Raw genomic sequence first — 20842 nt, 5'->3', positions numbered from 1 at the left:
CCCCTGTATGCGCCGCGAGGACCCGGAACCCTAGCACAGGCCCCAGCCCGCCGAGAAATTGCTCAGCGGCCGGACTGGGCCAGCGCGGGCCGCGTCCACAGCCAAGCCAGCAGCATCAGCGTCGGCACCACCGAGAGGGTGCTGAAGACGAAGAAGCCCGAGTAGCTCCAGGCTTCCACCAGAAAGCCCGAGCCGCCGCCAATCAGCTTGCCCGGCAGGTTGGCCAGCGAGCTCAGCAGGGCGTACTGGGTGGCGGTGTAGCCGCGCTGGGTCAGGCCCGACATGAAGGCCACCAGCACCGTCCCGGCGAAGCCCTGGCTCAGGTTGTCCGCCGAGATGGTGGCGGTGAAGGCCCACAGCGCGCCGGGGTTCTGTGCCATCAGCAGGAAGGCGAGGTTCGACAGGGCCACCGCCAGAGCGCCGATCAGCAGGCAACGGCGGATGCCGAGCGCGGCCACCGCGAGGCCACCGAGGAAGGCGCCGGCAAGACCGATCCACACGCCGTACACCTTGGAGACCGTGGCGATCTGCGCCTTGTCATAGCCGCTGTCGATGTAGAACGGCCCGGCGACCACGCCAAGCATCTGGTCGGGCAGCTTGAACAGGCCGACGAACACCAGCAGGGCGAGACCCAGCCAAAGGCCGCTGTGGCTGAAGAAGGCCCGGAACGGCGCGATGAAGGCTTCGGCGAAGCCGGGTCGCGCTGCGCTCGTCGCCGGCTGCTCGGGTTCGGCGCTGAACAGGGTGGCGGCCAGCGGCGCCAGCATTGCCGCGGCCATGGCGAGATACGCCACCCGCCAGCCGCCGAACTCGGCGAAGTAGAGCGCACCGGCGCCGCCGAGGATCAGGCCCAGGCGGTAGCCGAACGAATAGGTCGCCGCGAGTGCCGCCTGCGCCTCGACCGGTGCGATCTCGATGCGGTAGGCGTCGACCAGGGTGTCCTGGGTGGCACCCGCGAAGGCGACCAGTGCCGCCAGCGTCACGAACAGCGGCAGCCCGCCTTCGGGGCCGACGATCGCCATGCCGCAGAGCGCGACGGCCAGCAGGCCCTGCGACAGCAGCAGCCAGGGCCGGCGCCGCCCGGCCATGGGCAGCGGTGCGCGCCAGCGGTCGAGCAGGGGCGCCCACAGGAACTTGAACACGTAGAACAGGCTGACGTAACTCAGCAAGCCGATGCTCGAAAGTTCAAGCCCGGACTCGCGCAGCCAGATCGACAGCGTGTAGCCGACCAGCAGGAAGGGGAGGCCGCAGCCGAAACCGAGCAGGAACAGGCTGAAGGCCGCCGGCTGCGAGAACGCCCGCAGGGCGGCGCGCAGGCCTTTCGCTTGCGCCTGTGGCACAGCCACGCTCACGCGTAGTCCACCACGTAGGGCGCGTGGTCGGAGAACTTTGGCTCGGCGTGGATGGCGCAGCCGCGCAGCGACTCGCGCAGCGCCGGCGAGACCACCTGGTAGTCGATCCGCCAGCCGACGTTCTTGGCGCGCGCGGCACCGCGCTGGCTCCACCAGGTGTAGTCCTCGCCCTCGGGCCGCAGGTGGCGATAGCTGTCGACCCAGCCCTGTTCGTGGAACAGATGGTCGAGCCAGGCGCGCTCCTCGGGCAGACAGCCGGAATTCTTCTGGTTCGAGGTCCAGTTCCGGATGTCTCGGCGCGTGTGGACGATGTTCCAGTCGCCGCAGATCACGTAGCGCCGCGAGGAGCGCACCCACTCGGCCAGGATCGGGCCAAACCAGTCCATGCAGCGGAACTTGAACTGCTGGCGCTCGTCGCCCGAGGAGCCCGAAGGGAAGTACAGCGAGACCACGCTGAGATCACCGAAGCGCGCCTCGATGTAGCGACCCTCTTCATCGAACTCGTCCCAGCCGAGCTCGGTCAGCACGGCGTCGGGCGCCTGCCGGCTGTAGATGCCGACGCCGCTGTAGCCCTTCTTCGTCGTCGCATCGCGGAAATGCGCCTGCCAGCCTGCCGGCCGCAGCGCCGGATCGGCCAGCTGTGCGGCCTGGGCCTTGGTCTCCTGCACGCACAGCACATCGATGTCCTGGGCCCCGAACCAGTCGAAGAAACCCTTGCTGGCGGCGGAGCGGAGGCCGTTGGCGTTGAAGCTGCAGATGCGCATGGAGAGCCGGGATTCGGGAGTAGGGATTCGGGATTCGAAAGAGCGGACTGGGGCGGGTTTGGGGGTGCGCGCTGTGCACGCGCCTTACGCAAACTCGCCTGCGCAGGCGTGGAGGCTGTGCTGCGCGTGGCCCGCCGGCGGCGAAGCTGGGATGATAGCGGGCTTTGGTCGGATGCCCGGAGTGCGCCCCATGCAGCAGGCGATGCAGGACTACCAGCGGCGGTTTCTTGAGCTCTCGATCGAGCGTTCGGTGCTGCGCTTCGGCGAGTTCACCCTGAAGTCGGGGCGGATCAGTCCGTACTTCTTCAACGCCGGGCTGTTCAACACGGGCGCTGCGCTGGCCCGGCTCGCCGACTGCTATGTCGAAGCGCTGCTCGCTTCCGGGCTCAAGTTCGACATGCTGTTCGGGCCGGCCTACAAGGGCATTCCGCTGGCCACCGCGGTGGCCACCGCGCTGTATGCGCGCGGCATCGACGTGCCGGTCGCCTTCAACCGCAAGGAAGCCAAGAGCCATGGCGAGGGCGGGCGACTGATTGGCGCGCCGCTGGCCGGTCGGGTGCTGATCGTCGATGACGTGATCACCGCCGGCACCGCCATCCGCGAGTCGCTGGGCTTCATCCGCGAGGCCGGAGCCGAGCCCTGCGGCGTGCTGATCGCGCTGGACCGTCAGGAGCGCGGTGCCAGTGAGTTGTCCGCGGTGCAGGAACTTGAACGGCAGGCGCAACTGCCCGTGATCGCCATCGCGCGGCTCGCCGAACTGCTTGCCTATACTGCCGACCGGCCCGAGCTGGGCGAGCACCGCAGCCGCCTGCTCGCTTACCGCGACACCTACGGCAGCGTTGCCTGAGCGCTGCCCCGCACCATCGAGGTCCGATCCATGCGCGCCACCGTCGTCGTCACCGCTGCCCTGGTCCTGTCCCTGCTGTCGGCGCCCGCGCTTGCGCAGAAGCTCTACCGCTGGGTCGACGCCGAGGGCAAGGTCCACTACACCGACACCCTTCCGCCCGAGGCGGTGAACCAGGCGCGCGAGGAAATCAGCCGCAGTGGCACCACGGTCAATCGCGTTGATCGGGCGCTCACTCCCGAGGAACGCGCGGCCAAGGAGGCCGAAGAGGCCGAGGCCGCGCGCCTGGCGGCGATCAAGGCCGAGCAGGACAAGATGGACGCGGTGCTGATGGGTTCGTATGCGACCGAGGCCGATCTGGAGCGCGCCTACCGCGAGCGCTTCGATCTGCTGGACCAGTCGCTGGAGGCCGCCCGCGTCGGCATCCGCAGCCAGGAAAAGAGCCTCGAAGACCAGCTCGCCCACGCCGCCTCGCTGGAGCGTGCCGGCAAGCCGGTGCCGGCGACCGTGCAGAGCACGATCGCGGCCGCGCGCAAGCAGGTCGAGGACCAGCGCGAGTACCTGCGCAAGCGTGAGACTGAGCGCCAGAACCTGCACGCCGAGTACGATGGCATCCTGCAGCGCTACCGCCTGCTCAAGTCTGGCGGTTGACTCACGCTGCTCCGCCCGCGCCAGGCAAGGCGCCGAGCACGGCGGCATGACGCGGTGCGCTCGATCCTGATCGACCTTTCCCGGCCGCGAGCGAAGAGCATGCCGCTGACCTTCGACAACGCCTTCCGTCGTGCACTGCCGGGCGACCCCGAAACCGCCAACTTCACGCGCCCGGTCAGCGGCGCGCTGTGGTCGGCGGTGCAGCCCACGCCGGTGCGTGCGCCGCGCCTGCTGGCGCTGTCGCCCGCCGTCGCCGCCGCCATCGGCTTCAGTGCCGAGGACACCGCCAGCGCACACTTCGCCGAGGTCTTCGCCGGCAATGCGCTGATCGAGGGCATGCAGCCGATCGCCACCAACTATGGTGGCCACCAGTTCGGCCATTGGGCCGGACAGCTCGGCGATGGCCGCGCGATCAGTCTGGGCGAGGCGATTGGTGTCGACGGTCGCCGTCACGAACTGCAGCTCAAAGGGGCGGGCCCCACGCCTTATTCGCGCCGCGCCGACGGCCGCGCGGTGCTGCGTTCGTCCCTGCGCGAATTCGTCTGCAGCGAGGCCATGCACGCGCTGGGCGTGCCGACCACGCGCGCCCTGTCGCTGGTCGTGACCGGTGAAGCGGTGGTGCGCGACATCCTCTACGCGGGCGATCCCAAGCCCGAGCCCGGCGCCGTCGTCTGCCGGGTGGCGCCGAGCTTCCTGCGCTTCGGTCACTTCGAGCTGCCCGCCTCGCGCGGCGAGCACCCGCTGCTGCGCCAGCTGTGGGACTTCATGTGCGCGCGCGACTTTCCCGAATTCGAGGGCAGAGCAGACCGCGATGCGCAGGTGTTCCGTGCGATCTGCGAGCGCACCGCGCTCCTGATCGCGCACTGGATGCGGGTCGGCTTCGTGCACGGGGTGATGAACACCGACAACCTGTCGGTGCTGGGGCTCACGATCGACTACGGCCCCTACGGCTGGCTGGAGGATTTCGATCCGGCCTGGACGCCGAACACCACCGATGCCGAAGGCCGCCGCTACGCCTTCGGCCGGCAGCCGCAGATCGCGCACTGGAACCTGTCCTGCCTGGCGGGCGCGCTGTCCTCGCTGTTCGCCGATCAGGAACCGCTGCGCGACGGACTTCGCGCCTATGCCGAGACCTTCAACCGTGCCCACGCCGAGTTCAATGCCGGCAAGCTCGGACTGCTCGATCCGCGCGGGGAAGACAATGCTCTGGCGCAGCGTCTGTACGGCTTGATGCACAGCGCCCAGCTCGATTTCACCCTGAGCTTCCGCGCCCTGATGGCCTTGGATGACGGTTCCTACGCGGTCGACCTGCTGCGCCCGGCGAGCTATGACGAAGCGGCGTTCGAGGCGCAGCGTTCCGCACTGGAGGCCTGGCTGCACGACTACACGCAGCGCCTGTACGGCGAATCCGCGACCGAGGCGCGCCGCGCGCGCATGGCCGCGCTGAACCCGCGGTACGTGCCGCGCAACTGGCTGGCCCAGCAGGCCATCGATGCCGCCGAGCAGGGCGATCTCGCCCCGCTGCACCGCCTGCAGACGGTGCTTGAACGGCCGTACGAAGAACAGCCCGGTGCCGAGGCCTACGCGCAGAAGCGCCCGGACTGGGCACGCCACCGCGCCGGCTGCTCGATGCTCTCCTGCAGCTCATAGGGCGGGCTCCGGCTCACCACGGGTCCGATGCTCGCATCGGCAAACAATCACGCGCCGCCCGCCCGCCTTGACGCGCGGCCCGTTCGCGTCGATCAAATCAAAGGCGCAAACAGCTCCGCCAGATCGTCCTCACCAAACGCCACGCGCGTGCTGGTGCCGCCATCCAGCACCGCCTGCGCCAGCTGCGCCTTGGCCTGCTGCAGGTTCTGGATCTTCTCCTCGACCGTGCCCGCGCAGATCAGGCGATAGACGAACACCGGCTTGTCCTGGCCGATGCGGTGGGCGCGGTCGGTGGCCTGCGATTCCACCGCCGGGTTCCACCAGGGGTCGTAGTGGATCACGGTGTCGGCGGCGGTCAGGTTCAGGCCGACGCCGCCGGCCTTCAGGCTGATCAGGAACACCGGCACCTCGCCGGCCTGGAAGCGTTCGACCAGGCTCGTGCGGTCGCGGGTCTGTCCGGTCAGCACCAGCGGCTGGATGCCGCGTTCGTTCAGCGCCTGCTCGATCAGCGCCAGCATCTCGGCGAACTGGCTGAACACCAGCACGCGGCGGCCTTCAGCCAGCAGGCTGTCGAGCAGGTCCAGCAGCAGGTCGAGCTTGGCCGAGTCCTCGACGCTGCGCGCGTGCGCCAGCTTGACCAGGCGCGGATCGCAGCAGACCTGGCGCAGCTTCAGCAGCGCATCGAGCACGATGATGCCGCTCTGGGCGAGGCCGCGTTCGGCGATCGCCTCGCGCACGCGCTCGTGCTGCACCAGGCGCAGGGTTTCGTACAGCTCGCGCTGTCGGCCTTCCAGCTCGACCTCACGCAGGATCTCGGTCTTCGGCGGCAGGTCGGTCAGCACGTCCTGCTTGCGCCGGCGCAGCATCAGCGGCGCGATGCGCCGGTTCAGCCGCTGCTGGCGCTCGATGTCGGCCTGCTTCTCGATGGGCGTGCGGTACAGGCGATTGAACTGGCGCTCGCTGCCCAGCACGCCGGGCTCGACCGCATCCATCTGCGCCCACAGCTCGCCCAGGTGGTTCTCCAGCGGCGTGCCGGTCATCGCCAGCCGGCGGCTGACGTTCAGCTCGCGAACCACCTGCGCGGCCTGGGTGCGCACGTTCTTGATGGTCTGCGCCTCGTCCAGCACCAGCAGCGAGAAGGGCTGGGCCACCAGCACCTCGCGGTCGCGCGGCAGCAGCGGGTAGGTGGTGATCACCAGATCGAACTCGGCCATCGACTCGAACAGGGCCTCGCGCTGGCTGCCGTGCAGCACCAGCACCTTCAGCTGCGGGCAGAAGCGTCGCGCCTCGTTGCGCCAGTTCAGCACCAGCGAGGTCGGTGCCACCACCAGCACCGGGTCGGGCAGGCGCCCGGCCTGCTTCTCCACCAGCACATGCGCCAGCACCTGAACGGTTTTGCCCAGGCCCATGTCGTCGGCCAGGATGCCGCCCAGCTTGGCGGCGGCCAGAAAGCCCAGCCAGTCCAGACCATCGCGCTGGTAGGGCCGCAGCTCGGCGCCGAAGTCGGTCGGCGGGTCGACCTGCACGCGTCGGCTGCGCAGCTGCTCCAGCTGCTGGTACAGCGGCGCCGCGCCGCGCCAGACCAGGCTGGCGCCGGTCAGCTCTTCGACAAGCGTGCTCTGCGCGCGGCCCAGGCGGATCGGCCCCTCGCGGTTCGAGCTGTCTTCCAGCCACTCAAGCAGAGGTTCGAGCAGGGCACGCAGGCGCTTCAGCGGCAGGCGGATGCGGCGGTTCGCATCCAGCGGCGCCACATAGGTGGCGTTGTCCGGCTCGCGCGGGCCGGGCCGGCGCGGAAAGTCCGGGTCGGCCAGCACATGCCGCAGCACCGGCATCAGATCGATGCGCTCGCCGCCGATCTCGATGCCCAGGCTCAAGTTGAACCAGGCGCCACCGGCGTCTTCATCGACCTCGGCCAGCCAGCCCTCGCTGCCGTCGAGCACGCGCGCTGGATAGTCGCGGGCGAAGCGCACCTCGAAGCCGGCGTCTTCCAGCCGCGGCAGCAGGGGCTGCCAGTGCTCGGCGTCGGCATGGCCGGCGCGACCGCGCGGCAGCACGAAATCCTCGGGGCTGAAGTCCTGGCTGGCGGCCATCGCCGCGCCGAACTCGTCGTCGGCGGCGCGCAGGCCCAGTTCGGTCAGGCGCTCCAGCGCGGCCAGTTCGGCCGCGGCCGAGCGATGCACTTCGTAGACCTCGCCCTGGAAGTAGTGACGCTCGACCTGTCGCGCGCCCAGCGGCGGCAGCAGCAGCGGCGGATAGGCGAAGGACAGCCGCGCGCTCGCCACCTGGCGATGGCCGTTGCGGCCGACCACGCGCTGCTCGCGCAGCTCCAGCACCGGAATCGGCGGCGCCTGCAGCAGCTGCACCGCGCCGCGCGGACGCGGCGGCGGCAGGCCGGGCAGCTGGCTCAGCTTCTTCAGGCGCTCGCCGACGTGATCGACATGTTCGGGCAGCAGGGCCGGCGCGCTGGACAGCAGGCCCGGCAGCTTGGGGTCGGCGTCGAGCGCGCCGAACTCGCCGCGCTGGCGATCGAGATAGAGCAGGGTCTCGCCCTCGAGCACCAGCGCGCCGGGTGCGTCGATGACCCGGCAGTACAGGCGCTGGCTGCCGTCTTCCAGATCCAGCCAATCGAGCTCCAAACCGCGCTTCGGCCCCAGCGTGAGGCGCTGGCCGGAGGCGCGCTCCAGCAGCAGCGGCCACTCCGCCGCCAGCGCCAGCAGCGCGCGTGCCTGATGTGCGGAGCGCACCGGCAGAAAGTGGCGCTCGGCGCGGCTCAGCCCGTATACCGGCTCGGCGCCCAGGCCGAGTGCGGCCAGCCGCTCCAGCTGTTCGGCCGAGTAGCCACTCGGCGGCTTGGGGCTGGGCCCACCGACCTGGCCGAGCTCGATCGCCACCGGGTTGGCAAAGCCGCCGCGCTTGCCCGCGCGCACCAGGCTGGGCTGCACCAGCAGCACCGGCTGCGGCAGCTCCATCACCTTCAGCAGCAGGGCCGGTGCGCGCTCGGGTTCGGGTTCCGGGTCTACCTTCGGCAGCGGCCGCGGGCCGACGCCGTCGACCTTGGCCATCCAGCGGTCCCAGGGCCGCAGTGCGGCCTCGGGCGAGGTGTCGGTCAGCGCCAGCAGCAGGGCGGCGGCGTGCAGGCAGCGCGTCTCGCGGCACTCGCAGATCCAGCGCGCCTGCAGGCCCTTGTCGCGGCCGGTCTGCATCAGGCTGATGCCGGTCGAGCCCAGGGTGCGGCCAATCGGCAGGCGTCCTGCGATCAGGCCGCCGGGGCCGTAGTCGAAGAAGTTGATGTTCTCGACCGCCCCGGCCAGCTCGGCCCCGCCGCGCAAGGCGGCCGGATCGAACCAGCGCTGCCAGTCCTGCGACTGCAGCAGGGCGATGAACTCGGCTTTGGTCATGCGGGATACGCGCTCGCGAAGCGGCCGACCCCGGTTCCGCGCCAAGCGGAAGAGGGGCCAAGCCCGACCCGCGAGCGTAGCAGGATGGATCGGAAATCCGAATGGCTGGGGGTGGGGGAGGTTGGTGAGCGGGGCGCAGCCGTTGGGCGATACTCCGCCGCCATGAAGACCGTCGTTTCGCTTCCAGATCCGGTCTGCGCGAAAGCCGAGGAGCTTGCGAAGGCGCTGGGCGTGTCGCGCAGCAGGCTCTATGCCGAGGCGATCACTGAGTACCTCGCCCGGCGCGATGGCGCAGCGATTACCGCCAAGTTGAACGTCGTGTTTGCCGAGCAGGGGTCAGCCCTGTCAGACGAGCTTGCTCGCGCTCAATCGAGCGTCCCAAGCAAGGACGTCTGGTGAATTTTGGCGTGCGCGGCCCGGACGACGGCGGTGTCAAAAACGGGGCGTGACTCTACATCGCGCAGAACGGCAAGCGCCTGCTCGGCTCCTTCGAGTTGTGTTCCATCTTTGGCTGAGCCAGTCTTATATCGATAAACGCGTGAGAACGCCGAGGGTGCTCGAATATTCGGTGAGTCTAGGTGAAGCGATCTACTCTCACCTGTATGCTAAGGCTCCTTGCTCACATTTCTTTTACTGTCAGGCAGGAGGGGGTTATGCAGGTCACTCTTAGATGCGTTGCAGCATTCACACTTGCATGCGCGGGGTTACCAGCCATCGCAGGATGGGTGGAAGGGAGCAGCTTGGTGGCCGCTATGGAAGGGCGGGATAGAGACGATTCTGGCTATCGCTCAGGGTATTTCGAAGGCTACGTGAAGGGTGTCGCGGATGTGACTGTAGATCGGTTGTGGTGCCCCGACCCTGAAGTCAAAGGGGGTCAACTACCTGAGATAGTCGCTAATCATCTCAGAGCCAATCCCAGTACGTGGCATCTTCCAGGAGACATTTTGGTTGTCAACGCCCTCAGGGCTGCGTATCCATGTGATGCGGAGTGATCTGCTGCGAGTTGTTGCCTGAGCCTACTCTAGAGGCCATTTGGCCCCCCGGGCCAGCAGTGCCCTGAGACGGATTCTTGCGCAAGGAGAACAGTGTTTTCGCGCGGCGAATCAGGTGGCCCCTTGTAGTGGCTATGGTCCAGGAGAAATGATGAATACGAAGGTCCTTTCTTACCTCCTCACGGAGCGACAAGAACTAATCGAAAGCCGCCTGCAGGGTACGGCTTATGATTCAAGGGCAACAATCGGAGTCGCAAAGATTTTAGCTGCTAACGGCGGAAAAACCTCGTCCCTTTCTGCTGCTCAGCTTTATCACTACGAAACGTTCTTGAAGCCCCTTCTCCATGTCTACTGCGAAGGCCCTGTTGGATTCGTCGGCCCTGACTCGGAAGCGAGTAGTTGCGTTGGTTCTGGGGTTATCGACGATGAGACCCTTTTGCTTTGCTATCAGGAGGATGATTTCCTGTGTCAAAGCTGTAGACATGATCGGTCGAGATTTGACGCAAATTGAGTTGTCTTTTCTGCAGTCTCGCGGCGGATATTGACGAGACTAGTGGCCGTCTAACGTCAGCCGCTGTAGCTCGTTAGAAAACGCGTCGATATTGTGCGATCACATCGTTGGGCCGGGGACTACTAGTCATGATGGGGTTCAGCCTCACCCCACCTGCAAGTTCGCATAAGACACCACCAGCCACTTGCTGCCCGCCTCCTCGAAGTTGACCTGCACCCGCGCATGCGGGCCGTCGCCTTCGAAGTCGGTGATCACGCCGGCACCGAACTTGGCGTGGCTGACCAGGGCGCCGAGCTTCAGGCCGGCGGGGGTGGGTTCGGCGGCGAAGCGGGCGCGTGGGGCAGGCGATGAGAAGGCCGGGCGGCTGACCTGCACGCGCGGGCGCACCTCGTGCAGCACGTCGCCGGGGATCTCGCGCAGGAAGCGCGAGGGCGCGCCGAAGGTGTCCATGCCGTGGATGCGGCGGGCTTCGGCGTAGCACAGCACCAGCTTCTGGCGGGCGCGGGTCAGGCCGACGTAGGCCAGCCGACGCTCTTCTTCGAGGCGGCCGGCTTCCTCCATCGACTTCTGGCCGGGGAACAGACCTTCTTCGAGCCCGACGATGCAGACCAGCGGGAACTCCAGGCCCTTGGCCGAGTGCAGGGTCATCAGCTGCACGCAGTCCTGCCAGGCCTCGGCCTGGCCCTCGCCGGCTTCGAGCGCGGCATAGGCGAGAAAGCCGACCAGCTCGGGCAGGGGCTCGGCACCTTCTTCCACCTCGACGCGGGCGAAGCGGCTGGCGACGGTGACCAGCTCGTCGAGGTTGTCGGTGCGCGCGTCCAGGGTGCCGCGCGATTCCTCGGCGTAGTGGGTGCGCAGGCCCGACACTGCCAGCACGTGGTCGATCTGTTCGGCCAGCGTGAGCGTGCGCGTGTCGCGGTCGAGCTGTTCGATCAGCTCGATGAAGCCGCGCAGCGCGTTCTTGGCGCGGCCGGGCAGGACACCCTGCGTCAGCTCGGCCAGCACGGCCTCCCACAGCGAGAGGTTCTCGGCCTGGGCGCGGGCGCGCACCTGTTCGATCGTCTTGCCGCCGATGCCGCGCGCCGGCGTGTTGACCGCGCGCTCGAAGGCGGCATCGTCGGCGCGGCTGGCGATCAGGCGCAGATAGGCGAGGGTGTCCTTGATTTCGGCGCGCTCGAAGAAGCGCAGGCCGCCGTAGACGCGGTAGATGACGCCGGCCTGCATCAGCGCTTCTTCCAACGCGCGCGACTGTGCGTTCGAGCGGTACAGCACGGCGCAGTCCGACGGGCTGCCGCCATCGCTGATCCAGCGCTGGATGCGCTGCACCACGTGCTGGGCTTCGTCCATCTCGTTGTAGGCGGCGTAGAGGTCGATCGGCTCGCCCTCGCCGTCGGCCGTCCACAGCGTCTTGCCCAGCCGCTGCGGGTTGTGGCCGATCACCGCGTTGGCGGCCTTGAGGATATTGGCGGTGGAGCGGTAGTTCTGCTCCAGCCGCACCGTGTGCGCACCATCGAAGTCGCGCAGGTAGTGCTGCACGTTCTCGACCTTGGCGCCGCGCCAGCCGTAGATGGCCTGGTCGTCGTCGCCGACCACGAAGGTCGAGCCGGTGGCGCCGGCCAGCACGCGCACGAAGGCGTACTGGATGGTGTTGGTGTCCTGGAACTCGTCGACCAGCAGGTGGCCGAAGCGCTGCTGGTAGTGGTGCAGCAGGCCGGCGTGGTTCAGCCACAGCTCGTGTGCGCGCAGCAGCAGCTCGGCGAAGTCGACCAGACCGGCGCGGCGGGCGGTGGTCTCGTAGGCCTCGTAGATGCGGATGAAGGTGTCGGTGGCCGGGTTGCCGCCGATCACATGCTTCGGCCGCTTGCCTTCGTCCTTCGCGGCATTGATGAACCAGGCCGCCTGGCGCGCGGGCCAGCGCTTTTCGTCGAGGCCCATGTCGTTGATCACGCGCTTGAGCAGACGGATCTGGTCGTCCGAGTCCAGCACCTGGAAGGTTTCGGGCAGGCCGGCTTCATGCCAGTGCAGGCGCAGCAGGCGGTGGGCGATGCCGTGGAAGGTGCCGATCCACATGCCGCGCCCGCCCTGGCCGCCAAGCTGGCTGATGCGATGTCGCATCTCGCCGGCGGCCTTGTTGGTGAAGGTCACCGCCAGCACGCCGTAGGGCGGCACGCCAAGGACTTCGGTCAGCCAGCCGATGCGGTGCACCAGCACCCGCGTCTTGCCGGAGCCGGCGCCGGCCAGCACCAGGGTGTGCTTGGAGTCGGTGGTGACGGCCTCGCGCTGGGCCGTGTTGAGCGCATCGAGCAGGTGGGAAACATCCATGCCGCATTGTAGCGGCGTGGGGTGTCGTGACCGATTGAACAGGGTGGGCCCTGGCCCAGCATGGTCTTGAGGCTCGCGACGATCAGGGTGACCTGAGCGGTGATGCCGGACCGTCACGGCGAGACGCGGCTCACTGCTTCGACGCGGTTGCAGCGATACGCCTACGACAGGCAATCGTGAGACCGGAGCGAGATTCGAGGCCACAGTGGACCAGGGCCCGCCCTATGCAAACGCGCGCTCGCCTCGCGCGTGCACGCATCGCCTTTCATCGTGTGGGCCCTGGCCCAGCGTGAGACCCGCGATCGCCCCTCTCATCGCTGCGGCACCCGCGGACGCCGGCTCTCACCCCGTCCGCTCCACCCCCGGCAAGGTGGTGACATAGCTCGCCCCCATCAGCTGCGAGGCCGTGTGGAAGCCACTCGGCACATCGCCCTGCGCCAGTCGCTCGATGATGCCCAGCGCGGCATCGACGGTGAGCGTGTAGCCGTTCGGCGTGCGCAGGCGGCGCGCGACGCGCTGGCCGCGAGCGTTGGTGGCCTCGCCCCAGACCCAGGTGGCGCTGCGCTCGCGCGAGTCGTTCGAAGGCCCGCGCACCTTGCGCTCGACCTGGCGCTTCAGGAACTCCTGCACCGGCTTCAGGCCCAGCAGGGGCCCGAGCAGGCGCAGGCGGCGCACGCGGCGGATGGTTGCCGGCGGCACCGCCATGTAGACCTCGATGTTGGGAATGCCGGTGCTGAACCAGGCAGTGCAGACATCGCCCCAGGGAATGGTCATCGCCGAGCGCTGCACGCCTTCGCGCTCGAAGTAGCGCACCTTCCAGGCCAGCGGCACGCGCTTCAGCTCGCCGTTCTCACGGACGCGGCCGCCCTTGCCCAGGCCTTCGACGCTGGTCTTGGCCGTACCCGGGCTGGGCCCGCCGCCGGCCTCGAAGGCCAGCACCAGATGGGTCGCATCGGGGAGGTCGCGCTTCAGCTGGGCAGCCAGGCAGTCGGTGGGCACCACATCGAAGCCTGCACCCGGCAGCACCAGCACGCCGGCCTGCTTGGCGCGCGCATCGTTCGATTGGCAATGCGCGAACACGTCGATCTCGCCGGTGATGTCGAGGTAGTGCGTGCCGCTGGCCAGACAGGCCTCGAGCATCGGCGTGCAGGTCGCCGAGAACGGGCCGGCGCAGTGCATCACCGCATCGACCTCGCGCAGCGCTTCTTTCAATGCAACCGAGTCGGAAAGCTCGATCGCCTTCCATTCGAGATCCAGCGACTCGGCCAGCGTCTTCAGGGCCTCGGCATTGCGACCGGCCAGCAGCGGGCGCAGGCCGCGCGCCACCGCGGCCTCGGCCATCAGGCGCCCGGTGTAGCCGTTGGCGCCGTAGAGCATCCAGCGCAGGCTCATGCCTTGTCTCCGCTGCGCTGGCGCATCAGTTTCTGCACCTGCTTGTAGTAGAACTCGGGAAACCAGCGCTTGATCCGCCAGCGCTTGCGCTCGGTGGCGGTGGGGATGATCAGGAACACGCCGCGTTCGGCGGCCTCGACGATCGCCTTCGCAATGTCGTCCGCGCTTTCGCGCGCCTCCTCCATCAGCTTGGCCGCGGTCTTGCGCATGCGCTCGGAGCCGCGGAAGTTCTCCAGCAGATTGGTCTTGAAGAAGGCCGGACAGACCACCGATACCTTCAGGCCGCGCGGCTCGAACTCGCCGCGCAGGCCTTCACTCAGGGTGACCACGCCGCCCTTGGCCACGCCGTACGAGGACAGCCCCGGCGCGCCGGCGAGCCCCGCGAAGCTGGCGATGTTGATGATCTGGCCCGAGCCGCGCGCCAGCATGTCGGGCGCGAAGGTCTTGCAGCCGCGCACCACGCCGAGCAGGTTGACCTCGAGCATCCAGCGCCAGTCCTCGATGCTGGCCTCCAGCGTGGCGCCGCCCGAGGCGACGCCGGCGTTGTTGATCAGCACGTCGAGCCCGTGCCAGGTCGAATTGACCTGGTCGCGCAGCAGGGTCCAGGCCTCGTCGCTGGTGATGTCCACCGGAAACGCCAGCGCGCGGCCGCCGGCGGCTTCGATCTCGGCGCGCACGGCTTCGGCGCGTTCGAGGTTGAGATCGGCGATGCCGACGCGGCAGCCCATGGCGGCATAGCGCAGGGCCAGCGCGCGGCCCAGGCCGCTGCCGGCGCCGGTGATCAGGACGGTCTTGCTCATGCGTGGGCATCCGCGAGAGGGGAACTCGCGATTCTAGGCGCTGCCTGTGGATGTTCCGAAATCCGGCCGCAACTTCCGCAATGCAGAACCTCGCTTGCACGCGTAGGCTCGACTTGCGCCCGGCACCACGCTTGCGGGTGGCGCCGATCGGGACGACCTGAATGTCGTGGGCTTCCCTTCTCCCTGCCGTGCGCCGCGCTTCGCTTGGGCTGATCGGGCCTCCCGTGCCCTGAATCGCGCCGTGAGGGGAGCCGCGGCCCGGAACGAAATGTGCACGCAGAATCGGGATACACAAGGAGGCGCCATGATCCTGACGGTCGGCAACAACAAGGGTGGCGTGGGAAAAACCGCGCTGGCGGCGCATCTGGTGTTCCGTGCGGCCGAGCAGCTGCGCGTGCTGGCGGTCGATCTGGACGGTCAGGCCAACCTCACCGCGACCCTGATCGAGCGCAGCGAAAAGCGCGGGCACGACGGCAGCGACCTGCTGTTCACCGGCGACGAAGCCCCGCAGCCCATGCGTACGCCCGATCCGAACATCGACCTATTGCCCGCTGGCAAGGGCCTGAACAGCACCGATCGTCTGAATCTGTCGGCGGCCTTCGAGGCCATCGGACATCTCAAGAAGCTGGCTGGCACCTACGACCTCGTGGTCATCGACACGCCACCGGCGATCGGCCTGCGCATGACTGCCGCGCTGGCCTGCGCGCGGCAGGTGGTGGTGCCACTGGTGCCGGAAAGCTACTCGGTCGACGGCGTCTCCGCCGTGCTGGCCGAGATCGCGAGCATCGCCGAAAACCTGAACACCGCCATGCGACCGGCGCAGTTCGTGCTGAACCTGGTCAACCCGCAGGCCCGCCAGCACCGCCGCATTGGCGAGCAGATCAGCGAGCGCTTCCCGGTTGTGCAGCCCTGGCTCAACCGCAGCGTCGCGGTGGCCGAGGCCTTGGCCGAACGTCGCCCGGTGTGGAAGCGCCCGACATCGACCAAGGCGGCCCAGCAGTGGCGTGCGCTCACGGGGCGCCTGCTGGTTGAGCAAGGCCTGCTGCGGGAGGTCTAGCGACCGGGCTCGGGCTGGCGACCGGGGGCACTCGGCCTATACTCCGGCCCCCTCGTAAAACAGGTCAGTCGCTTCGATGAGCTCCAGCGCTTCCGAGATCAGCCGCAACCCCGCCCAGATCGCCCAGCGCATCAGCGCCCAGATCGCCGAAGAGATCGCTGCCCAGCCCGCCCAGGTGCGTGCCGCGGTCGAGCTCCTGGATGGCGGCGCCACCGTGCCCTTCATCGCGCGCTATCGAAAAGAAGTCACCGGTGGCTTGGACGACACCCAGCTGCGCACCCTGGAAGAGCGCCTGATCTATCTGCGTGAGCTTGAAGACCGCCGCGACGCGATCCTCGCCAGCATCCACGAGCAGGGCAAGCTGACGGATGCCCTGCGCGCCGATATCGAAGCCGCCGACACCAAGGCGCGGCTGGAAGACCTCTACCTGCCCTACAAGCCCAAGCGTCGCACCAAGGCGCAGATCGCGCGGGAAGCGGGCTTGGAACCCCTGGCGCTGGGCCTGTTGGACGACCCGTCCGAGGCGCCGGAAGCGCGCGCCGCTGCCTTCGTCGATGCCGACAAGGGCGTGGCCGACATCAAGGCCGCACTCGAAGGCGCCCGCGCCATCCTGATCGAGCGCATCAGCGAAGATGCAGCGCTGGTCGGCGAGCTGCGCGACTGGCTGTGGAGCAGCGGCGAGATCGAGGCCAAGGTCATCGAAGGCAAGCAGCAGGAAGGCGCCAAGTACAGCGACTACTTCGATCACGCTGAAGCCGTGGCAAAGATCCCCTCGCACCGCCTGCTGGCGCTGATGCGCGCGCGCAACGAGGGCGTGATCAGCATGGACCTGCTGCCCAAGGCACAGGTCAGCGCGGCCAGCGAGGACCCGCGTGCGGCTGCAACTTCAGCGGGTCACCTCGAAGCCGAGCGCCGCGTTGCCCTGCGCGCAGGCGTTGCCGAGCGCGGCCGTCCGGCGGATGCCTGGCTGCGCGAAACCGTGCGCCACGCCTGGCGCTTCAAGCTGCATCTCAGCCTGTCGCTGGACCTGCTGCTGAAGGCGCGCGAAGCCGCTGAGGAAGAGGCCATCCGCGTCTTTGGCGACAACCTCAAGGACCTGCTGCTGGCCGCGCCCGCGGGCCCGCGCGTGGTGATGGGCCTCGACCCCGGCCTGCGCACGGGCGTCAAGGTCGCCACCGTTGACCGCACCGGCAAGGTGGTGCAGACCGGCACGATTTTTCCGCATGCGCCTTCGAACCGTTGGGATGCGTCAATCGCTGAACTGGCGCGCGCCTGTGCGGCGCATGGCGTGGAGCTGATTGCCATTGGCAACGGCACCGCCTCGCGCGAGACAGATCGCTTGGCGGCCGAGCTGATCAAAAAGCATCCGGAGCTCAAGCTGCAGAAGATTGTCGTCAGCGAGGCCGGAGCGTCGGTGTACTCGGCGTCGGAGATCGCATCAAAGGAGCTGCCCGAGTTGGACGTGAGCCTGCGCGGTGCGGTCTCGATCGCGCGGCGTCTGCAGGACCCCTTGGCCGAGCTGGTCAAGATCGATCCCAAGTCGATCGGCGTCGGCCAGTATCAGCACGATGTGAATCAGACGCGTCTCGCCCGCGCCCTGGATGGCCGCGTCGAGGACTGCGTGAACGGCGTCGGCGTCGATGTGAACACCGCTTCGCCCGCCCTGCTCACGCGCGTGGCCGGCCTATCGGCCAGCGTCGCTGAAAACGTTGTCCGTTTCCGCGACGAGCACGGCGCCTTCGCCAGCCGCCGCGCCCTGCTCAAGGTGCCGCGTCTGGGCGAGAAGGCGTTCGAACAATGCGCGGGCTTCCTGCGCATCAACGGCGGCGAAAACCCGCTGGACGCCTCCAGCGTGCACCCTGAAGCCTACCCGGTGGTCGAGCGCATCCTCGCCAAGTGCGGTCGCGAGGTGCGCGAGGTGATCGGCGATGCGCCCTTCTTGCGCAGCCTGAATCCGGCCGAGTTCACCGACGAGCGCTTCGGCCTGCCGACCGTGCGCGACATCCTGCGCGAGCTGGAGAAGCCCGGCCGCGACCCGCGTCCCGAGTTCAAGACTGCGCGTTTCGAGGACGGCGTCGAGGACATCAAGGACCTGAAGCCCGGCATGGTGCTGGAGGGCGTGGTCAGCAATGTCGCCGCCTTCGGCGCCTTCGTCGATCTCGGCGTGCACCAGGACGGTCTGGTCCATGTGTCGGCGCTGTCGGAGCGCTTCGTCAAGGACCCGCGCGAGGTGGTCAAGGCCGGCCAGGTGGTCAAGGTCAAGGTGCTTGAGGTCGATCTGCCGCGCAAGCGCATCGCCCTGACCATGCGCCTCGACGATCCGATCGGCGAGGAGCGCAGCGCACAGCGCGGACCGCGCCGGGAGGATCGTCCGACCCAGGCCGCGCAGAAGCAGATGGCGCGCAACCAGCCGCCGGCGCCGGCGGGCGCGCTGGCCGAAGCGCTGCTGCGGGCCCGCCGAAGCTGAGATCGCAGATTCCCGCGTCATTGCATCGATGCCGATGCGGGGACGCACGGCGCCGCGCCACGTCTGGACGCAGGTTGCCCGCGCATCGGCTAAGCTCGCGCTCCGCCCGCGCGATCGTTCACGCGCCGGCCTATCGGGAACACACACGTCCATTGAGGTCGTCGCATGAAGCGCAGGGATCTGTTGAAGGGAGCGGGTCTGGCGGCTGCGGGTTCTGGCCTGGCCCTGGCCGGCTGCAGCCAGGGCCAGCCGTCGAGCGAGACTGCGCCGGCGGCCTCCGCGAACGAGCCCGTGCGCAACTGGAAGATGGTGACGGCCTGGCCGGCCGGATTTCCCGGTCTCGGCACGGCGGCGGCGGATCTCGCGGCGCTGATCACCCGCGCCAGCGGCGGTCGGATCAAGGTCCGCGTCTATGGCGCTGGCGAGCTGGTGCCGGCCTTCGAGGTCTTCGATGCCGTCAGCCGCGGCACCGCGGAAATGGGCCACGCCGCCGCCTACTACTGGGGTGGCAAGTCGCCAGCGGCGGCCTTCTTCTGCACCGTGCCCTTCGGGCTCACCGCCACGGAGATGAATGGCTGGTTGTACTACGGCGGCGGGCTGGAGCTATGGCGCGAGCTGTACGCCCAGTTCGGCCTGGTGCCGTTCCCTGCCGGCAACACCGGTGTGCAGATGGCCGGCTGGTTCAAGCGCGAGATCAACAGCGTCGCCGATCTGGCTGGCCTCAAGATGCGAATCCCGGGCCTCGGCGGCGAGGTCATGTCCAAGCTCGGCGCGACCCCGGTGAACCTGCCCGGCGGCGAGCTGTTCAGTGCCCTGCAATCGGGTGCCATCGACGCCACCGAGTGGGTGGGGCCCTACAACGACCTCGCCTTCGGCCTGCACCGCGTCGCCAAGTACTGCTACTACCCGGGCTGGCAGGAGCCGGGCCCGACCCTGGAATGCATGATCAACAAGGCTGCCTTCGATGGCCTGCCAGACGATCTCAAGGCCGTGGTCGAGTCCTGCTGCCGCGCGGTCAACGATTCCATGCTGGCGGAGTACACCGCGCGCAACCAGGCTGCGCTGGAGACTTTGAAGGGCGAGCATGGCGTGGAATTCCGGCCGCTGCCGGCCGATGTGCTCGACGCTTTGCGTCAGGCCAGTGTCGAGGTGTTGGAGCAGACCGCGGCTCGCGATTCCTTCGCCGCCAAGGTCCATGCCTCGGTGAAGGCCTTCCGCGCCAACGGCAGGTCCTGGGCCGCGGTGTCCGAGCAGGCCTACCTCCAGCAGCGCGGCGACTGGGGCTGAGTTCGCGGGCACTGCCGCCCCCCGCTTTTGCGCCCGCCGGGTGCCTGCCCGATAATCGGCGGCCCTCGCGCCACGGCGCCCCCTCGGAAGCTTTCCGTGTCCCAGTTTCTAGAACGCCTGCCGGAGTTCATCGGCAACCACCCCATCCTGTCGATGGCGTTTGTCGGCCTCACCGCCGCCATCGTCATCAACGAGATTTCGCGACTGCGCCGGGGCTACAAGGCCATCAGTCCGGCCCAGCTGACCCTGCTGATGAACCGGGAGAACGCCCTGGTGGTGGATGTCAGCGCAATCGCCGACTTCGAGAAGGGCCACATCCTCGGCTCCAAACATGTGGCCATGAGCCAGTTCGACCCTGAGAACAAGACCTTGGCCAAGGTGCGCGAGCTGCCGGTGGCGGTGGTCTGCCGCAGCGGCATCACCGCCTCGAGCGCCGCCCAGCGCCTGGTCAAGGCCGGTTTCAAGAACGTCTTCCTGCTGGAGGGCGGCGTGCAGGCTTGGCAGGCCGCCGATCTTCCCTTGGTCCGCGGCAAAGCTTGAAGCGCGGGGCCCGCGCCCCAAACCCCTCATCCCCCAGCCGGGACGGATTGCTTCCGCGCCCGTGGGATACTCGCCGGCTTCCGGCACACCCCAATCATTCGGAGTACACCATGAGCGAAGAGAACCAGATGGCCGCCAACGGCGCAGGTGAACAGGCCCAGGCGCAGCTGGTGCTGCAGAAGATCTACGTGAAGGACGCGTCCTTCGAGGCGCCGTCCGCGCCGCAGATCTTCCAGGAAGAGATTTCCCCGCAGCTGCAGCTCAACATGAACCAGAAGGTCACCGCCCTGGCTCAGGACGTGTTCGAGGTCGTGCTGACCCTGACGCTCACCTGCGGCGCCGGCGACAAGACTGCCTACCTGGTGGAAGTGCAGCAGGCCGGCGTGTTCACGATTTCGGGCTTTGATGCCCGAAACCTGGACGCCGTGTTGGGCACCTACTGCCCCAACACTCTGTTCCCCTACGCGCGCCAGCTGGTCAGCGACCTGATCCAGGCCGGTGGCTTCCCGCCCTACTTCCTGCAGCCGATCAACTTCGACCAGCTGTACGCCGAGACTCTGCGCCGCCGCGCCGAGCAGGCCGGTGGCCAGCTTGCGGGCGAGCCCGCCGGCAACGCTTGAATCCACTGATGAGGCGGTATGCATGAGCGACACGCTGAAGATCGCCGTGCTGGGTGCGGGCTCCTGGGGCACCGCACTCGCCGCCCAGATGGCACGCAATGGGCACGCCGTCACCCTGTGGGGGCGTGACCCGCGGCAGATCTCCGAGCTGCGCGAGCACCGCAGCAACGAACGCTACCTTCCCGGCATCCCCTT

The 20842-nt window shown here is 68.2% G+C and carries 18 protein-coding genes (1 of these 18 running past the window's edge); 12 read left to right on the top strand and 6 right to left on the bottom strand.

Features of this window, described 5'->3' with window-relative positions:
* Positions 1 to 62: 62 nt before the first annotated feature.
* A complete protein-coding gene (locus tag BLP83_RS16615) occupies positions 63 to 1346 on the bottom strand; it encodes an AmpG family muropeptide MFS transporter (protein ID WP_091245539.1) in 1284 nt (427 codons plus the stop codon).
* A gap of 2 nt (positions 1347 to 1348) precedes the next feature.
* Complete coding sequence (locus tag BLP83_RS16610; protein WP_091245491.1) at positions 1349 to 2116, bottom strand: exodeoxyribonuclease III; 768 nt, start codon at positions 2114 to 2116, stop codon at positions 1349 to 1351.
* 202 nt (positions 2117 to 2318) lie between these two features.
* On the opposite strand from BLP83_RS16610, the gene pyrE reads away from it, so the two are divergent.
* The 3 genes from pyrE to BLP83_RS16595 all read left to right on the top strand — a co-directional run bounded on the left by pyrE (position 2319) and on the right by BLP83_RS16595 (position 5261).
* Positions 2319 to 2963: an orotate phosphoribosyltransferase gene (gene pyrE, locus BLP83_RS16605; protein ID WP_091245537.1), complete on the top strand. Its 645-nt coding sequence runs from the start codon at positions 2319 to 2321 to the stop codon at positions 2961 to 2963.
* A gap of 30 nt (positions 2964 to 2993) precedes the next feature.
* Positions 2994 to 3611 carry a DUF4124 domain-containing protein gene (locus BLP83_RS16600; RefSeq protein ID WP_091245490.1) on the top strand — a complete coding sequence of 206 codons (618 nt, stop codon included), beginning with the start codon at positions 2994 to 2996 and terminating at the stop codon, positions 3609 to 3611.
* Positions 3612 to 3710: 99 nt separating this feature from the next.
* On the top strand, positions 3711 to 5261 hold the full coding sequence (locus BLP83_RS16595) for a protein adenylyltransferase SelO (protein WP_091245535.1): 1551 nt from the start codon (positions 3711 to 3713) through the stop codon (positions 5259 to 5261).
* A 92-nt stretch (positions 5262 to 5353) separates the two neighbouring features.
* On the opposite strand, the gene BLP83_RS16590 is transcribed toward BLP83_RS16595, so the two are convergent.
* Positions 5354 to 8659, bottom strand: a complete 3306-nt coding sequence (locus BLP83_RS16590; RefSeq protein WP_218121265.1) for a DEAD/DEAH box helicase — start codon at positions 8657 to 8659, stop codon at positions 5354 to 5356.
* Positions 8660 to 8821: 162 nt separating this feature from the next.
* Between BLP83_RS16590 and BLP83_RS16585 the strand changes: the two genes are divergently transcribed.
* The 3 genes from BLP83_RS16585 (at position 8822) to BLP83_RS18455 (ending at position 10162) form a co-directional block, all read left to right on the top strand.
* Complete coding sequence (locus BLP83_RS16585; protein WP_091245532.1) at positions 8822 to 9058, top strand: CopG family ribbon-helix-helix protein; 237 nt, start codon at positions 8822 to 8824, stop codon at positions 9056 to 9058.
* Between the two features lie 203 nt (positions 9059 to 9261).
* Positions 9262 to 9651: a Rap1a/Tai family immunity protein gene (locus BLP83_RS19440; RefSeq protein WP_425389026.1), complete on the top strand. Its 390-nt coding sequence runs from the start codon at positions 9262 to 9264 to the stop codon at positions 9649 to 9651.
* A gap of 151 nt (positions 9652 to 9802) precedes the next feature.
* Entirely contained in the window at positions 9803 to 10162 is a 360-nt protein-coding gene (locus tag BLP83_RS18455) for a hypothetical protein (protein WP_143006746.1), read from the top strand.
* Positions 10163 to 10306: 144 nt separating this feature from the next.
* Here the strand turns inward: BLP83_RS18455 and uvrD are convergent, their stop codons facing one another.
* The 3 genes from uvrD to BLP83_RS16570 form a co-directional block, all read right to left on the bottom strand.
* Complete coding sequence (uvrD, locus tag BLP83_RS16580; RefSeq protein ID WP_091245487.1) at positions 10307 to 12484, bottom strand: DNA helicase II; 2178 nt, start codon at positions 12482 to 12484, stop codon at positions 10307 to 10309.
* A gap of 342 nt (positions 12485 to 12826) precedes the next feature.
* On the bottom strand, positions 12827 to 13876 hold the full coding sequence (locus tag BLP83_RS16575; RefSeq protein ID WP_091245485.1) for a saccharopine dehydrogenase family protein: 1050 nt from the start codon (positions 13874 to 13876) through the stop codon (positions 12827 to 12829).
* Complete coding sequence (locus tag BLP83_RS16570; protein ID WP_091245483.1) at positions 13873 to 14676, bottom strand: SDR family oxidoreductase; 804 nt, start codon at positions 14674 to 14676, stop codon at positions 13873 to 13875. The genes BLP83_RS16575 and BLP83_RS16570 overlap by 4 nt, the downstream gene beginning before the upstream one ends.
* A gap of 304 nt (positions 14677 to 14980) precedes the next feature.
* On the opposite strand from BLP83_RS16570, the gene BLP83_RS16565 reads away from it, so the two are divergent.
* From BLP83_RS16565 to BLP83_RS16540, 6 genes are all read left to right on the top strand, one after another.
* Positions 14981 to 15733: a ParA family protein gene (locus BLP83_RS16565; RefSeq protein WP_176764254.1), complete on the top strand. Its 753-nt coding sequence runs from the start codon at positions 14981 to 14983 to the stop codon at positions 15731 to 15733.
* A gap of 76 nt (positions 15734 to 15809) precedes the next feature.
* Positions 15810 to 18200, top strand: a complete 2391-nt coding sequence (locus tag BLP83_RS16560; protein ID WP_091245477.1) for a Tex family protein — start codon at positions 15810 to 15812, stop codon at positions 18198 to 18200.
* Between the two features lie 165 nt (positions 18201 to 18365).
* Positions 18366 to 19487 carry a TRAP transporter substrate-binding protein gene (locus tag BLP83_RS16555; RefSeq protein ID WP_091245474.1) on the top strand — a complete coding sequence of 374 codons (1122 nt, stop codon included), beginning with the start codon at positions 18366 to 18368 and terminating at the stop codon, positions 19485 to 19487.
* A gap of 153 nt (positions 19488 to 19640) precedes the next feature.
* A complete protein-coding gene (locus BLP83_RS16550) occupies positions 19641 to 20027 on the top strand; it encodes a rhodanese-like domain-containing protein (protein ID WP_091245530.1) in 387 nt (128 codons plus the stop codon).
* 110 nt (positions 20028 to 20137) lie between these two features.
* Entirely contained in the window at positions 20138 to 20647 is a 510-nt protein-coding gene (gene secB, locus BLP83_RS16545) for a protein-export chaperone SecB (protein ID WP_091245471.1), read from the top strand.
* A gap of 22 nt (positions 20648 to 20669) precedes the next feature.
* Positions 20670 to 20842, top strand: partial view of an NAD(P)H-dependent glycerol-3-phosphate dehydrogenase gene (locus tag BLP83_RS16540; RefSeq protein WP_091245459.1) — the 5' portion only. Its footprint extends 853 nt past the window's final position; 173 of the gene's 1026 nt are visible here — the first part of the coding sequence; it begins with the start codon at positions 20670 to 20672; the stop codon falls past the right edge of the window.

Source organism: Aquimonas voraii (assembly GCF_900101825.1).
Classification (GTDB): domain Bacteria; phylum Pseudomonadota; class Gammaproteobacteria; order Xanthomonadales; family Xanthomonadaceae; genus Aquimonas; species Aquimonas voraii.
The sequence above is the reverse complement of the archived record's forward strand: the minus strand, read 5'-3'. Positions and strand labels throughout refer to the sequence as shown.